A 15804-nucleotide genomic window follows, 5' to 3' on the forward strand; every position below is an offset into this window, starting at 1 on the left:
ATTTATTATGATGCTCAGGTAAAACCATCACAGTTCTTGAAGGTAAAAAATAACATCTCTTTACTGGTTTTCACTGCTTTTGTGTCCCTTACCATTCTTTCCGCTATGGGAAAAAATGGTTTTCATATTTTATATATACCACAGGTGGTTCCCGACGAACCGGTTGCAAGCCTTAGTGAAGATTCAAAAGAAATAAAATCTTTCTCTGTCCCGGTATATAATGCTCCTGCAGATACACCTCCTGCAGTTGATCTGCATTATCCTATTCACGATCGCGTTACCGATTTCCTTGCTGCACCCGACAATTCTTTCGATTTACAGGATCCTTCGAATGTAAAAAAAGATGTAGAGTATGATCCACAATCTAACCAATACATAATTAATGAAACGATGGGCGATCAATTCTATCGCAATCCATCTTCCATGAGCTTTGAAGATTTTTTAAACTATCAGTACAAACAATCCGACGCGCAATACTGGAAAGACCGTTCAAATGCAGCTTCTCTTCTTTCTGAAAAGGGAGTAATCCCCGATGTGAATGTAAACAGCCGCCTCTTCGACCGGATCTTTGGCGGCACACACGTGGATATACGCCCGCAGGGGAATATCGATCTCACCTTTGGCGGAAACTTTCAGAATATCCTGAACCCCACACTTACGCGCAGGCAGCAGCGGCAGGGCGGATTTGAATTCGCTATGCAAATACAGATGAACGTAATTGGGAAAATCGGCGATAAATTAAAGCTTACTACAAATTACAATACAGAATCGACATTTAATTTTGAAAACCAGGTGAAGCTTGATTATACCGGCTACGATGATGAGATCATAAAGAAAATTGAGGCAGGAAATATCCAGCTGCCTTTGCATGGGACGCTTATTCAGGGAAGCCAAAGCCTGTTTGGCTTAAAGACACAGTTGCAATTCGGGCGGTTAACGCTTACCGGTGTTGTTTCCCAGCAGCAATCACAATCACAAAATATTACGGTGCAGGGTGGTGCACAAACTCAGGTATTCCGGCTCACCGCTGATCAATATGATGAGAACCGGAACTTCCTGCTTGCCCAATACTTCCGTAACCATTACAATGGCGCGCTTGCACAAATTCCAATTATCAATTCAGGTGTAACTGTTAATAAGATAGAGGTTTGGGTCACGAATAAAACAGGAGCTACAGTAGATGTGCGGGATGTAGTGGCATTTGCAGATTTGGGTGAACCAAGCCCTTATCGAACTGAATTCAACAATGGGAGTAATAATCCATTGCCATATGCATATTCCCTTGTTCCTAATCTCAATTCAAATAGTTTATACCCCACTTTAATATCCCATTCTTCGGCCCGATCACTTGACAATACAATTGCTGAATTGACTGGACCCGATTTTCATTTTTTGATACCGGTTCAGGATTTTGAAAAAACTTATGCCAGGAAACTTTCTCCAACTGAATATACTTTCGATCCGCGTGTGGGATATCTAATGCTTAATCAGCAGCTGAGCCCGGATGATGTTCTTGGAGTGGCCTATCAATATACTTACAATGGCCAGGTTTACCAGGTAGGTGAATTTGCGCAGGATATTCCTCCTAATACGGATACTGCCAACGTGCTATTCTTAAAAATGCTGAAGGCCACTTCAGTTCGTACCCAATTGCCGATCTGGCAGCTGATGATGAAAAACGTTTATTCGCTTGGCGCTTTCCAGGTCAATCCTCAGGATTTTTATTTAGATGTCTACTACTATGATCCGGGTGGCGGGGAAAAACGTTACATACCTGCAGATAATATCAATGGCAAGCCACTCATTCAGGTATTAGGGCTTGACCGCTTAAACAGCAACAACGACCCGCAGCCTGATGGGGTGTTTGATTTCATTCCTGGAATCACTATAAATCCCGCAAATGGAAAAGTTATTTTTCCAGTGCTGGAACCATTCGGTAAAGACCTTGCAAGTAAATTTTCATCTGCTACTGCTTCCAAGCCTTATGTATACCAGGTCTTATATGATTCTACAAAAACAGTGGCCCTGCAGTTTCCGGAGTTTAACAGGTATGCTTTAAGGGGATCTTATAAATCGAGTGTTTCATCTGAAATATCTTTGGGTGCCTTCAATGTGCCAGAAGGCTCCGTTACCGTTACCGCCGGTGGACAAAGGCTGATAGAAAATGCAGATTATACGGTGGATTATAACCTTGGTCGCGTCAAGATTCTTAACCAGGGACTTTTGAATTCAGGAATACCTGTAAGTGTTGCTTTTGAAAACAATGCCACATTTGGCATTCTTACCAAGACACTATTTGGCGTACGTGCTGATTACTACATTAATGATCATTTGTCATTCGGCGGCACCTTACTGAAAGAGTGGGAACGACCCTTTACCAATAAGGTTAATGTGGGCGAAGACCCTATTTCAAATGCTATTTATGGTGTGGATGGCAGCTATACTTCTGCATCCGATTTCCTTACCAGTATAGTTGATAAAATTCCTTTCATTGAAACCAAGGAAAAATCAACGGTAAGCATTAGCGGTGAGGCGGCCCGCCTTCAGCCCGGGCATTCAAAAGCTATTGGTAAAAATGGCACAGTCTATATCGATGATTTTGAAGGTACTTCCACTACTTACGATCTGCGTTTTCCTTTTGCAAGCTGGGGACTTGCCAGCACTCCTCAAGACGGTTCCATTCCATTTGCCACAGCAATTAACGACTGGCGGTATGGATTTGACCGGTCGAAACTGTCATGGTATAACATCGATCCCTACTTTTGGGGTAACCAAGCACCCGCCGGAATAAAAGGTAATTATACACAGATATACAACCTGTACTCCAGGCAGGTGCTTACTAAAGAAATTTTCCCGAAAAAAGATGTTACTAGTGGCTTTGTCCCTCAAAATGAGAACACTTTTGATCTTCGGTATGAACCCCGTAAAAGAGGCCCTTATAATTTCGATACTACTTCAGTACTTACAGTAGGCGCAGATGGTTCCCTGCAATTTCTGGATACCAGTTCCGCGAATATCAGTAAGCGCTGGGCAGGTATTCAGCGCAGCATCGATCAGACCGATTTTGAAGAAGCGAATGTAGAATACATACAGCTGTGGATGCTGGATCCGTTTGGCTATGATTCATCACAAAATACACATGGAGACCTGTATATCGATCTTGGAAACATTTCAGAGGATGTGTTGCGTGATTCGAAATTTGAATATGAAAATGGAGTTTCTCCCACCGGTGATACCACTATTGTAAACAGAAGTGTCTGGGGATATTCCGCCAAAACCCCTCCTATTACCAATGCTTTCGATAATGACCCCAATGCACGGCAGTTTCAGGATGTTGGATATGATGGAGTTAAAAACTCAGACGAAGCTAACTTTTTCAAAGGGTATATTAATAATCTTGCATTGACTAACCAGGCTGCCTACCAGGCAGCTCTCGCTGATCCGTCCAATGACAATTACAGGTACTATGCCGATCCTTTTTACGATGCAGCCCAGACGAATATCCTTGACCGGTATAGTAAATTCAATGGTCCTGACGGCAATTCCCCGGTATCTACTGCCACCTCAACCTTGATTTTTGCCTCTACAAATGAACCCGAATCAGAGGATCTGAACCACGATAATTCGGTAAATGAAAATGAGCAGTATTTTCAATATCATGTACGGATAAACCCTGTCAATCTCAGGGTAGGTCAAAAATTTGTAACAGATGCGGTATCGACTACCGTTCCTTTGGATAAGAGCGGAGGTATACAGCAGGAGCGATGGATACAAATAAAAATTCCAATCACTGATTATGAAGAGCGTATAGGAGGTATCCCTGATTTTCGTTCTATACGGTTTATCAGAACTTACCTTTCAGGATTTGATACCACCATTATACTTCGCTTCGATCGTTTTGAGCTTGTTCGCAACCAGTGGCGTAAGTACGATCTTTCATTGAAAAAACCAGGTGAAAGCTTACCTGATGACAATGCCGGGAATACATTTTTTAATGTCACTTCTGTTAGTCTTGAAGAAAATTCAGAAAGGGTTCCGATCCGGTATACTATTCCTCCGGGTATTCAGCGGGAGCAGATTGTTGGCCAGACAGGTACATTTTTTCAAAATGAACAGTCTCTTTCTCTGCAGGTTTGCAATTTACAGGATGGTGACTCGAGAGCTGTTTATAAAAATATAAACCTCGATTTACGCACCTATCAGGCCCTCGACATGTTTGTGCATGCCGAAGCTTCGGGCGGCCAGGTATTAAACAATGGAGATATTACCGCCTTCATGCGTCTGGGTACCGACTTCGTGAGTAACTACTATGAATATGAAGTTCCATTGACTGTTACGCTTGCAGGAACAGGTAATGCAAACGATATCTGGCCAATATCAAATGATTTTCATATTATTCTAACAGACCTCGTTAATGCAAAAGAAGCAAGAAACCTCGCCGGTATTCCTCTGAATGTTCCATATACTATTGGTACAGCGACGGGCGCGCGGGTCACCATTATTGGAAACCCTGATTTAGGAGTTGCAGCAACCGCTATGTTAGGTATTAGAAATCCAAAAAACCAGGGAGGCGACGATGATGGAGCCTCAAAGTGTGCAGAGGCATGGTTCGATGAGCTGCGCCTGAGCGGTTTGGATGAAAGCGGTGGATATGCCGCCATTGCACGGGCGGACATTAAGCTTGCAGATTTGGGGACTGTTGCTCTATCGGGGGCGATGCATACCATTGGTTTTGGACAGATAGAGCAGCAGGTTCAAAACCGGTTTAAGGATAACTTTAATCAGTATGACGTTGCAACCAACTTACAGCTCGGAAAATTTTTCCCTAAAACATCGGGAATTGTTTTGCCATTGTATGCGGGTATTTCCAAGGCTATCAGTAACCCGCAATATGATCCTTATGACCATGATATACTGCTGAAGGAAAAATTAAACCAGCTTGCCAGTCCGGCGGCAAGAGCTGCCGCTCGTAAAGCGGCAGAAACCTACAGCTCAATAGGAAGCGTGAACTTTACCAATATCAGGAAGGTGAGCTCTAACCGCAATAAGAAGCTGCATCTTTATTCACCTGAAAACTTGAACCTGACACTTGCATATACCAGAACCTATATTCATACACCCATAATTCAATCACAGCTGACCCGTATTTATCACGGCGAACTTGGTTATACATTTCCAGGTAAATCGAAGTTTATCACGCCTTTTGGCAAAGTCATTCCTTCAAAATCGAAATGGCTGAAGATTATCCGGGACATCAATTTTAATCCGTACCCCACAAATCTTTCATTCCGGACCGCCATAAACCGGCAGATTGGATCCTTATTACTAAGGCCAATTACATCCGACGAAATTATTTTTCCGACTTATAATAAGTATTTCACCTGGGATCGTTTTGAAGGGTTCAAATGGGACCTTACCAGAGGTCTTTCCATTGACTTTAATGCCGCTGCAAATACGCGTATCGATGAGCCGGATGGATTAATCAATACGCAAGAGAAGAAGGATTCGGTCTGGAATAATATTAAGAAGCTGGGCAGAACCACCAATTATCTGCATTCAGCAAACGTAACATACACTTTACCTTTAAGTAAAATACCGATCCTTGACTGGACCCAGGTTACAGCGCGTTATGGCAGTAACTATAACTGGCTCACAGGCCCGCTCGTCTTCGACAGCGTTACCCAGCGCATCGTACCCAGTCCATTAGGAAATACCATTTCTAATAATCAAAATGTAGCCCTGAACGGTGAATTGAATTTGCGCAATCTTTATAATAAATCAAAGTTCCTTAAGAAGTATGATACCAATGCACCTTCTTCAAGAGTGCAGGCTCCAAGGCAAAATATAAAAAATCAATCCGATTCCACGCAAAGGGGGACTGTTAAGAATCAGCAGGCTAAAACCACTGGTTTTGAAGCCTTGTTTGTACGGCTTCCATTAATGCTGAAACGAGTTTCAGCGAGCTTCTCAGATAACCATAACACTACCCTTCCCGGATATCTGTTTAAGCCAAAGTGGATTGGGCAGGACTTTAGTGAGAATGCGCCGGGATGGGATTTTATCTTTGGATATCAGCCTGACTCTAACTGGTTGAACGACAAGGCAAGAAAAGGATGGATCAGTAATGATACTACCCTAAACTATCTTTTTATACAAAACAAAACGCAGGCTCTCAACATGAAGGCTTCGCTGGAGCCTTTCAAGGATTTTCTAGTCGATCTTAATTTTATGAGATCTACTACGGACAACCTTTCCGAGTATTTTAAAAGACCCTCGATCGGAGCCGGATTTGAGCACTTAAGCCGTCAGCAGTTTGGTACCTTCAGCATGTCTTATCTTACCATAAAGACTGCATTTACTTCTTTAAAGCCTAATCAGTTTTCTTCCACTTTCCTGGAATTTGAAAATAACCGCACCATTATTTCGCAGCGGCTTGGAACAGTGAATCCTTTTTCCCAGGGTGTATTTAATGATTCTTTACAGAATTATTCGCAGGGTTACGGGCCCTATTCACAGGATGTGCTTATACCCGCATTTCTTGCTGCATACAGTAAAAAGGATGCAAATAAGATTTCCCTTGGTCTTCCCTTTAAAAACTTCCCAATTCCCAATTGGCGCATCACTTATAACGGGTTAGGCAAATATCCATGGGCAAAGAAGATCTGGAACTCTGTAAATGTGACGCATGCCTATAACTCTACTTTAAGCGTGGGTGCCTTTGCCTCATCACTAAATTTCAGAGGAAACAACAGCGGGAATATTTATTTTCCATCTATAATAGATCCCAATTCACAAAACTTTATTTCTTTCTTCGCCATTCCTGCAATTGCTATTTCAGAGCAGTTCGCACCGCTGATAGGAATTGATTTAACCTGGAAAAATTCATTAACCACCAAGCTTCAGTACAACCGGGGAAGAAATCTTGGATTAAGCCTGATTGACTACCAGCTGACGGAATCAAGAAACCAGGAGGTTACTGGTGGTATAGGGTATAAGTTTCAGAATGTGCCTATTCCGTTTAAGGTGAATGGCAAGAAGAAGCGGCTGAAAAATGATGTGAATTTCCTGTTGAATATTTCCTATGCAGACAACCTTATCGTAAGCGAAAAGCTCGACCAGGCAGTAGCTTCCCTTCCAACCGGCGGTATTCAAACAATTTCCATTTCTCCTTCTTTTGATTACACGGTCAGCAATACTGTGAACGTTCACGTATTTTTCGATAAGCGCTACTCCACGCCTAAGATTTCCAACTCCTTTCCTATACGCTATACAGATGGTGGAGTCACCATCAGGTTAACGTTGCAGAAATAGTTAGTTTCATCCGCACTTTCCTCCGCCAATGCTCAAGCCTTATGGAGTGAAGCTGCGGGGAGCCGAATACTGTGAACGTTCATGTATTTTTCGATAAGCGTTACTCCACGCCTAAAATTTCCTCCTTTCCTATACGCTATACAGATAGTGGCGTCACTATTAGGTTGACGTTGCAGAAGTAATGGGTAAGCTTAATTTTACTTACATCCGCAGCTTCCTCCGCCAACGCTCAACGTCTGATGGAGTGAAGCTGCCGGGAGCAGAATACGAAATCGTTATTCTTGATCAAGGTTTAAACCCGGTGTATTTTAATTAGAAAGAAACCTAGCTTAGCACTTAAATAAACTGAAATGAAAAAACATCTCCTCTTTTTGTTTACAATTCTGTATTCAATAGTAATCCATGCACAGGTAACTACTTTAAGCAATCCTGAACAGGTTTCTATAAAGCTTGAAAAAATTTCTCCAGCACTCCGCGACATTAAGGAAAGCACTGCTGATATGAAAAGTCCGAGGATGGAAAGAGATAATCGGTCTCTGGAGCGCCACATGCCCGTTACCAATCCTCATGCGCTTCCTGCAGGACCTGATCCTGCACTTCAATCAGAGATCAGTAATATGCACTCTACTACTGCCGCCACGGTATTATCTAACTGGGCAGGGTTGCAATCCGGCTCAGAGCCTTCCGATAACAGTATGGCGGTAGGACCTAACCATGTGTTTCAGATTATAAACGGAACACTGAGCGGTTCACTTATTCGCCTTTGGGATAAATCCGGAAACATTATTGCAAACAGCAAGCAGCTGAAAAGCATCCTTGGTCAAAGTGACGGCGGGGATATTAACGTGCTCTATGACCAGCAGGCAGATCGCTTCGTAATTTCTACACTTTCGAATACTTATAGTAAAATTTATGTTTGCGTCTCACAAACTCCTGACCCCAACGGCGCCTATTATGTGTACTCATTTACGCCATCCAACGGATTACCAGACTATCCGAAAATTGCAGTATGGGGGGACTCCTATTTAATCACTACCAATTCCAATGCTCCCAGCATTTGGGTCCTTAACCGCAGCAGTTTGCTTGTCGGTCAGCCGATTGGAATAGTACAGATGTTTTCACTGGCTCGCTTTCCTACCATAGGTTTCCAGGCTGCATCACCCATTACGGAAACAGGCAATAAGCCGCCTCCTGCTTCTGAGCCCGCAATGGTGATCCGGGTCGCTGATGATGCCTGGGGAAGCTCTATAGATACCGACCGGCTTGAATTATTTCAGTTAAGCATTGATTGGACCATTCCTTCCAACTCCACTATCACGGGACCTATTAATTTACCAACCATTCCATACAACAGCAACTTATGCGGATTTGATAACTTTTCATGTATTCCGCAGCCGAATAGCAATACCAAGCTGGAACCTTTAAGCGATGTGATCATGGACAAAGTGCAATATCGGAATTTTGGCGACCATGAAGCTATTGTCTGCTCCCATGTATGCAATGCCACCGGCACAGGAGTGACTGGTGTTCGCTGGTACGAAATGCGGCTCGATAATAATGACAAGTGGTTCATATACCAGCAGGGAACCTATTCCTTCCGCACAGTTAATCGCTGGATGAGCAGCATCAGCATTAACAAAGACGGATCAATTGCATTGGGCTACAATGTATCCAACTCAATCGTATACCCCGGCATTCGCCTTTCTGGCAGGGCAGCTTGTGACCCGCTGAACAGGATGACTGCAAAAGAAACAAATGTACAAACCGGTGCTGCTTCGAACATCTCTTCGCGGTATGGTGATTATAATGGCCTTGTAACAGATCCTTCGGATGGCTCTTTTTGGTTTACTTCTAACTATAATCCTTCAGCCAGCTGGGCAACTAACATAGCACACTTCACCATAAGCAATTGCCAGGCAATAAATAAAAAAGGAAATACAGATTTAGAAAGCTTCCGCCCAAATTTCAGAGTGTCACCTGTTCCAGCAGATGCAGCTATTGAAATTTCGTTCGATAGTGATATTTCTTCCGGCGCACCTTTGCAAATATTTGATATCACAGGTAAAAAAGTATACGAGCAAATGATTGAAGCAATAAAAGGATCTAACAGATTTAATGTAGACCTCCGCAATCTTAAGAATGGATATTATGTAATAAGATATTCAAATCCTATTGGAGCTGTCATTCAGAAATTGGTAATTCAGCATTAGTGCTATAATTGCAATATTTACGTCCTGTTTTCTACGAAGGCAGGATTTTTTTTATATTGAAAAAGATATGACCATTGATCCTAAGGAAGTTTCTGTTGCTAAGCTGCATGCATATATGCTTAGTGCCATTGCGCCGCGTCCAATAGCATTTGCAAGCACCGTAGATAAAAACGGCATCCCTAACCTTTCACCGTTCAGCTTTTTTAATGCTTTCGGAAGTAATCCTCCCACGCTCATATTTTCACCTGCAAGAAGGGTGCGGGATAATACTATTAAGCATACTCTGGAAAATTTACAGGAAGTTCCTGAAGTAGTGATTAACACAGTAAATTATAACATGGTACAGCAGATGTCGCTGGCAAGTGTCGAATTCCCAAAGGGAGCTAATGAATTTATTAAATCAGGTTTTACTGCTATTCAATCTGATAAAATTAAACCACCCAGGGTAAAGGAATCCCCTGTTCAGTTCGAATGCAAAGTGGTGGAAATTAAACCTATGGGAACCGAAGGCGGAGCAGCCAACCTGGTTATCTGTGAAATACTGGTAATGCACATTGAAGAAGCAATACTTTCTTCGGAAGGAAAAATTGACCAGCAGAAAATTGATTTGGTTGCCCGCCTTGGGGCAGACTATTACGTGCGCGCTTCCGGGCCAGCTATATTTGAAGTGGAAAAGCCAAAGAGCCGGCCTGCCATTGGTTACGATGGCATTCCGGAAGCAATCCGGTTAAGCAATGTATTGACTGGAAATGATTTGGGTATGCTGGGAAATATGGAGCGTCTGCCACCTGTGGAAGAAATTAATGCAGTAAAAAATTCCGAAGACGTTCAGGAAATCATAACGCGTTTTCAGCACGATGAAGAATCACTTCGTTATCACCTGCAGTTATATGCGAAAACATTACTTGAAGAAAATAAAGTAACAGAAGCCTGGAAGGTATTGCTCTTGAATAACTTCCAGGCTTAATTGGATATGGTTTTGATTTTAGCTTATGGAAAAGTACTGGTAATAGAATTGACTCAGAACATAATTTTTTCACTGTGTGAATAGCTGGTTCCTTTTATCCGAAGTAAATATACACCCCGGGTAATTGCGGAAACTTCGAATTCATTTACACCTGCCATGCAGGATATTTTTTGACTGGCAAGCAAGTGTCCTGAAACATCGTACAGCATCCATTCAACAGGCTGATTGTTATCTGTATTTAACTGGACCTTCCATCCTGAATTTGTCCGGACAATTAGTGTCTTATTTTGTTCTGTTGATTTATTAGCCGACAACTCCTGTTCATCACGACTGCAACCAGAGCTTTTAACGATAATCTGATTACCGGATTTATTTACGCGCATGCCTGTCAATCTAAACAGCTTGCCATCATAGAGGAATGAACCGCTTTGAATGGTGTCAGTACTTGCATCCACGTTGTACCATTTAATAGTAGTTCCGGTTAATGGGTGGAAATTCTGTAACCGCCGCAGGGTAATGTCTGAATAACAATAACTATACAGGGGTAAAAGAGGTAAGCCACCTACCAGTAAATCCTTCGAATAAACATTCGCAGACCAGTTGCAGGATTGATCTGTAATATCATCTTCCCAATCCAGGTACCCGTTAATGGCTCCGAAAGGATCTCCTACGGATATGGTTCCGTCTCCTGCGTCCTGGTCGGCAGAACAATGGGAAAATGCAGGATAAGATTTATTGGTTTGATAGCGAAAGAAATCGGGAGTGGTTTCATTATCCGAAAAATTTGCGCCACTTCCATCATGCACACGCTGATCCCAGAAATATACGCCACCCTGCTGATTTGCCTGTACTGAATCAAAAAACTTTGGCTTATCCTGCCAGCCAATACTGGGGTCTGGCTTTCCCTGTATGCTGAAAACCAAAGGCCAGCCCAGCTGCTTTTCATAAAGCGCCATTTTTTTAAAATCCATTAATTCGAATATATGCAATGGCTGTCCGGTTGCAGGATTGGTAAGATCACACAGCAGGTTGGTCTTTGATGTCCCCCACATCTCATCATCAGATTCTGAATAGCTCTTTACAAATACAGGTTCTACCACGGTATACATGGCTGCAATTTTCTTTGGAACAATTATTCCGGTCATAAAAGCGCCAAAGCCACCTGCAGAAACACCAACAGTATATACACGTGTGGAATCAGAAGGCAGGTATTTATTGGCCCAATCAAGGGTATGGATAAAGCGGGTCTGTGAATACGTTTTAACAAGCCCGGTTGAAGGCACGGCATTGGAAGCGGCGTATATATCAAAATTCTCCTGGTATCCTGTCCAGAAAGTGCCTTTGCCTGCATCTACTCCGCTGCCAATAGGTATTGGAAGCCAGTCGTCAAGGCCTATAATATAGCAATTGGTTTCATTTCCAAACACATCAAGACCATTGCCCCGAAGGGAATTTTCATCTAATCCTTCATATAGAAGAAAAACAGGATAGCGTGTTGCAGTGCCCCTTTTGAGGATATAAAAATTAAAGCCATAGGATCCGCAATTTACCATAGCGGGGAAATTAGGAAGGTTCTGATTGTTTCCGAACCATACATAATATTTCACTATATCCCCTGAAGTCCATTTTACAGAATCCTGATAAACGGGCTGTGGGTCCGCAACAGTTTCTGCAATGGCCTTTTTAAGTGTATTGGTTCCCACTTTAATTTTAACAGACTCTAATCCATCGCTGAGGGTTTTTACCGTTACAGTGTAGTAGTATGGTTTATTGTCAGTGCAGGTGATGGCATATACCCCGATATTGGATGCGAGCGGCGCCGCGGCATCTGAAATTTTGAAAAAGACATCTTTGCCATTCAGATGTGAGCGGCGCATGTTTTTAGAGGAACTGTCTCTGACATATCCCATAAAGGTGGCCGTTGAAAGATCGGTAACGATCGGTAATGAACTGCGATAAATATTATACTGTACGTTAGAAGCAATAGCCGGATTTTTCCAGGTAATAAATACCTGCCCGCTTCGATAGGTAGCTGCAATTTTGGTAACATTATAACCGGAGGAGCACTGAACAGATGTAAGAAACAGAACAATGGAACAAATGCACCACTGCCTGGTACGTGTATATATTAATGACATGGAAGGTTAGATTTTGGCTTTTATACGATATAAAGATAAAACAGTTACTTATAAATAGGTAGCTAAAATACTACATACAGATTTAATCCAACTTTCAATTAAATTAAGATTAACATCAGGAATATGAATTAAACCCTCTGTTCCATAATCTAAGCCGGCCTTGATAAAGATTAAGTAACTAACGCGGGCGGCGCTTTATTCCTGTATTTTCTATACGAAGGCCGGCAGACATAATTCCGGGTAGCGGATCTGCGCGCATGTTCTGTTCAATGGAAAAGGTATATAGTCCGGGTTGTTGAAAATAGGCATTTTCTTCAATCATGGAACGGTAATCCCAAATATCTCCCAACCCTTCTCCAAACCACTTTCCGGCATCGGTGGAAAGCATAACCTCAATACGTTTGGTTGCTTTATTACCATCCGGAAACTCTGTTCCAATATTCAGCCATATATTCTGATAAGGATAATTGTCTGTGTGGCGAATATTTACATAGATATTATAAAGTAAAGAAGTGTCACTGATTTCAACCGGATATAGTGCAATTACCTTGCTGTCCCATATGTTTTTTTCGATGGGAATATTTTTTTCATAGATGCGATTTTTATCACAGGAAAATAATAAAGCCGATATAAGAAAAAGAAATAAATGGTATTCATATAACCTGAAATTAAAGGGAATCTTCAGGTTATATATACTATGGCAAGAGGTATAATCTTTAGCAATTTTTTTTTCTTTCCTTTTAATGAGCGAATTCATAAAGATTGCAGAAAATCATTTTTTATTCCGGGGCTGGGAATTTGCAGGCATATCCCTCTTATTTCTATTTCTGTTCTTATTTTTTTTCTTTTTTGACTTCTTTTCCAAAGAGGTTAATGTGGTTTGCCCTACTGTGTCTGCATATTCAATAATCTCTTTAACAGGTAATAGCTTGACTGCACCAAGGTCGGCGGGTTTGGTATTTAGCTTATTCATTTCCATTATCTCTTTAACACGGTCGACTGTTAACGGATGAAAGATGGCGCTGTCCTTATAAGCAAACCACATCAGACGCTTAAAAATGTCAGTTTTTTGCAGGTAAGCAATGCCGGTTTCTGTTTCAATTTTCTCCATATGCTGAGGAAAATCCTGCAAGGCATCGAGGTAAGTATCCAATTCATAATTAAGGCAGCATTTTAACCTTCCGCACTGGCCCGAAAGCTTTGCCTGATTTATGCTTAGCTGCTGATAGCGGGCTGCTGCCGTAGACACAGTCTTGAAATCGGTAAGCCAGGTGCTGCAGCACAGTTCCCTTCCGCAGGAGCCAATGCCTCCGATCCGCCCTGCTTCCTGCCTAGCACCTATCTGATGCATTTCAATCTTTACATGGAATTCCTTTGCATACATTTTTATCAATTCACGGAAATCCACCCGATCATCGGCAGTATAATAAAAAGTAGCCTTCCTGATATCGGCCTGGTACTCTACATCACCGATCTTCATATTTAATCCAAGCTGCCTTGCTATGGCACGGGCCCTTACAAGCGTGGCCTGTTCAAGTGCCCGCGATTCTTCCCATTTCCTCAGATCATAATCATTGGCTTTTCTTATTACACTTTTTATTTCATCTGAATTTTCCTGAACATGCTTACGCCTCATTTGCAGCTTTACCAGTTCTCCGCTAATGGTTACAACACCTACATCTGTGCCTCCAATACCGCTTTCCACTACCACCGTATCATGGGTATCAATATCCAGATGGTGCATGTTACGATAGAATCCTTTACGCGCGCCATTTTTAAAGCTTACTTCCAGAAAACCGGGTACCTCTCCCTCATTTACTATTGGCATATAGCTAAACCAGTCATAAACGTTCAGGCGGTTGCAACCGCCATTTGTGCATGTGCCATTTGATTTGCAGCCAGCTGGCTTGCCGCCGGACTCTATAGTGCAGCCATTACAACTCATAACCCAAAATCTATACTGAATATATTATTGAGCCTATACATAAAATATTGAGACATGCTTAGGCCGATAAAAATAACTTTTTATTACTGATCAGATTTTGTAACTGAATTGAAAGGTTCATGAAAAGGATTTTAGGATGTGCGTTTCGTTCAATATGATAGTGAGAACGCTCGAATAACCCTATTATCAACTCCCATTTATCAAGCTCTACCCTTTCAGTCAGCCAAAAAGCCAATCGCTTTTCTTCTTCATACAACTGCGAATTCTTTTCACCGGTATGTTGTAATACCAGGCATTCCCGAAAAAATTCCAATCCATACCTGAAAAAACTCTTTTGGTTTTCCCTTCCGCGGCGCGACATTTCATCTACCCAGTTTAAAATATCCTCCGTATTGTTTTGATGCAGAAGAAGCATCCACTTCCTGAATAGTTGCTGGTTATCGTCCTCTATATTACTGATTAATTTAAGAGCTTCATTATAATTACCTTCCGATTTACGAACAATTTTTCGGGCTTCCTCCCGGCTTAAAGTATGCCTTTCTGTTAATACATTTGCCAGCTCAGCATCTACGATGCAGGGAATGTTTAAAGATTGGCACCGGGAAACAATGGTGGATAAGAGCTGATCCCTGCTTTTCGTTATCAGGATGATTAAAGTTTTCTCAGGAGGTTCCTCAAAAAGTTTTAACAATATATTTCCTGAATTGCCCATGTATTCTGCCATCCACATAATGAGAATCTTGTATTGAGACTCAAATATTTTAAGGCTAAGCTTATGAATGATATCTCTGCACTCATCTGCCGTAATATTTCCCTGCTTATTTTCTGCGTTGAGGAAGTCAAGCCAGTCAAGAAGGTTTAAATAGGGATTTACCATAATGGCTTCCCGCCATTGCTTAACAAAATCAGTACTTAGCGAAACTTTATCAGGCTTTGATTTTATTACCGGGTAAGAATAGTGAATATCCGGATGAATCATCTTTTGTGCCTTAATGCATGAGGGACATTTTCCGCATGAATCATCTTCATTCAGCTTGTTCTCACAATTCAGATATTGTGCAAATGCCAATGCAATAGGCAGATCGCCACTTCCTTCGGAACTTACAAAAAGCTGTGTATGGCTGACCCGGTTTTCTTTAACGCTTTGAACCAGACGTTTCTTAATTTCCTTCTGACCAATAATCTGACTAAAAAACATTGGCTAAAATATCACTCGGATTTTTTATAAAAAAT

At 41.9% G+C, this 15804-nt stretch carries 7 protein-coding genes; 3 read left to right on the forward strand and 4 right to left on the reverse strand.

Features of this window, described 5'->3' with window-relative positions; translation table 11 throughout:
* Window positions 1-36 precede the first annotated feature (36 nt).
* The 3 genes from sprA (at window position 37) to H0W62_02095 (ending at window position 10488) form a co-directional block, all read left to right on the forward strand.
* Window positions 37-7311 carry a cell surface protein SprA gene (gene sprA / locus H0W62_02085; protein MBA3647329.1) on the forward strand — a complete coding sequence of 2425 codons (7275 nt, stop codon included), beginning with the start codon at window positions 37-39 and terminating at the stop codon, window positions 7309-7311.
* Window positions 7312-7661: 350 nt separating this feature from the next.
* Window positions 7662-9521, forward strand: coding sequence for a T9SS type A sorting domain-containing protein (locus H0W62_02090; protein MBA3647330.1), 1860 nt, complete (start codon window positions 7662-7664; stop codon window positions 9519-9521).
* Between the two features lie 67 nt (window positions 9522-9588).
* Window positions 9589-10488 (forward strand): flavin reductase family protein, encoded by a 900-nt coding sequence (locus tag H0W62_02095; protein ID MBA3647331.1) that lies wholly within the window; start codon window positions 9589-9591, stop codon window positions 10486-10488.
* 53 nt (window positions 10489-10541) lie between these two features.
* Here H0W62_02095 and H0W62_02100 read toward each other — a convergent pair whose 3' ends face one another.
* From H0W62_02100 to H0W62_02115, 4 genes are all read right to left on the reverse strand, one after another.
* Complete coding sequence (locus tag H0W62_02100) at window positions 10542-12626, reverse strand: T9SS type A sorting domain-containing protein (protein ID MBA3647332.1); 2085 nt, start codon at window positions 12624-12626, stop codon at window positions 10542-10544.
* A 178-nt stretch (window positions 12627-12804) separates the two neighbouring features.
* The gene (locus H0W62_02105; GenBank protein MBA3647333.1) at window positions 12805-13383 is read right to left on the reverse strand and encodes a gliding motility lipoprotein GldH; all 579 of its coding nucleotides are present in this window, start codon (window positions 13381-13383) and stop codon (window positions 12805-12807) included.
* Window positions 13384-13398: 15 nt separating this feature from the next.
* Window positions 13399-14571 carry a hypothetical protein gene (locus tag H0W62_02110; protein ID MBA3647334.1) on the reverse strand — a complete coding sequence of 391 codons (1173 nt, stop codon included), beginning with the start codon at window positions 14569-14571 and terminating at the stop codon, window positions 13399-13401.
* Between the two features lie 58 nt (window positions 14572-14629).
* Window positions 14630-15769 carry a hypothetical protein gene (locus H0W62_02115; GenBank protein ID MBA3647335.1) on the reverse strand — a complete coding sequence of 380 codons (1140 nt, stop codon included), beginning with the start codon at window positions 15767-15769 and terminating at the stop codon, window positions 14630-14632.
* Window positions 15770-15804 lie beyond the last annotated feature (35 nt).

This window comes from Chitinophagales bacterium (assembly GCA_013816805.1).
GTDB lineage: Bacteria > Bacteroidota > Bacteroidia > Chitinophagales > UBA10324 > MGR-bin340.

Bases quoted from the DNA above. Each gene is read 5' to 3' on its own strand.
- H0W62_02110 (MBA3647334.1), bottom strand. From the start codon at position 14,571: ATGAGTTGTAATGGCTGCACTATAGAGTCCGGCGGCAAGCCAGCTGGC.
- H0W62_02095 (MBA3647331.1), top strand. From the start codon at position 9,589: ATGACCATTGATCCTAAGGAAGTTTCTGTTGCTAAGCTGCATGCATAT.
- H0W62_02090 (MBA3647330.1), top strand. From the start codon at position 7,662: ATGAAAAAACATCTCCTCTTTTTGTTTACAATTCTGTATTCAATAGTA.
- H0W62_02105 (MBA3647333.1), bottom strand. From the start codon at position 13,383: ATGAATTCGCTCATTAAAAGGAAAGAAAAAAAAATTGCTAAAGATTAT.
- H0W62_02115 (MBA3647335.1), bottom strand. From the start codon at position 15,769: ATGTTTTTTAGTCAGATTATTGGTCAGAAGGAAATTAAGAAACGTCTG.
- H0W62_02100 (MBA3647332.1), bottom strand. From the start codon at position 12,626: ATGTCATTAATATATACACGTACCAGGCAGTGGTGCATTTGTTCCATT.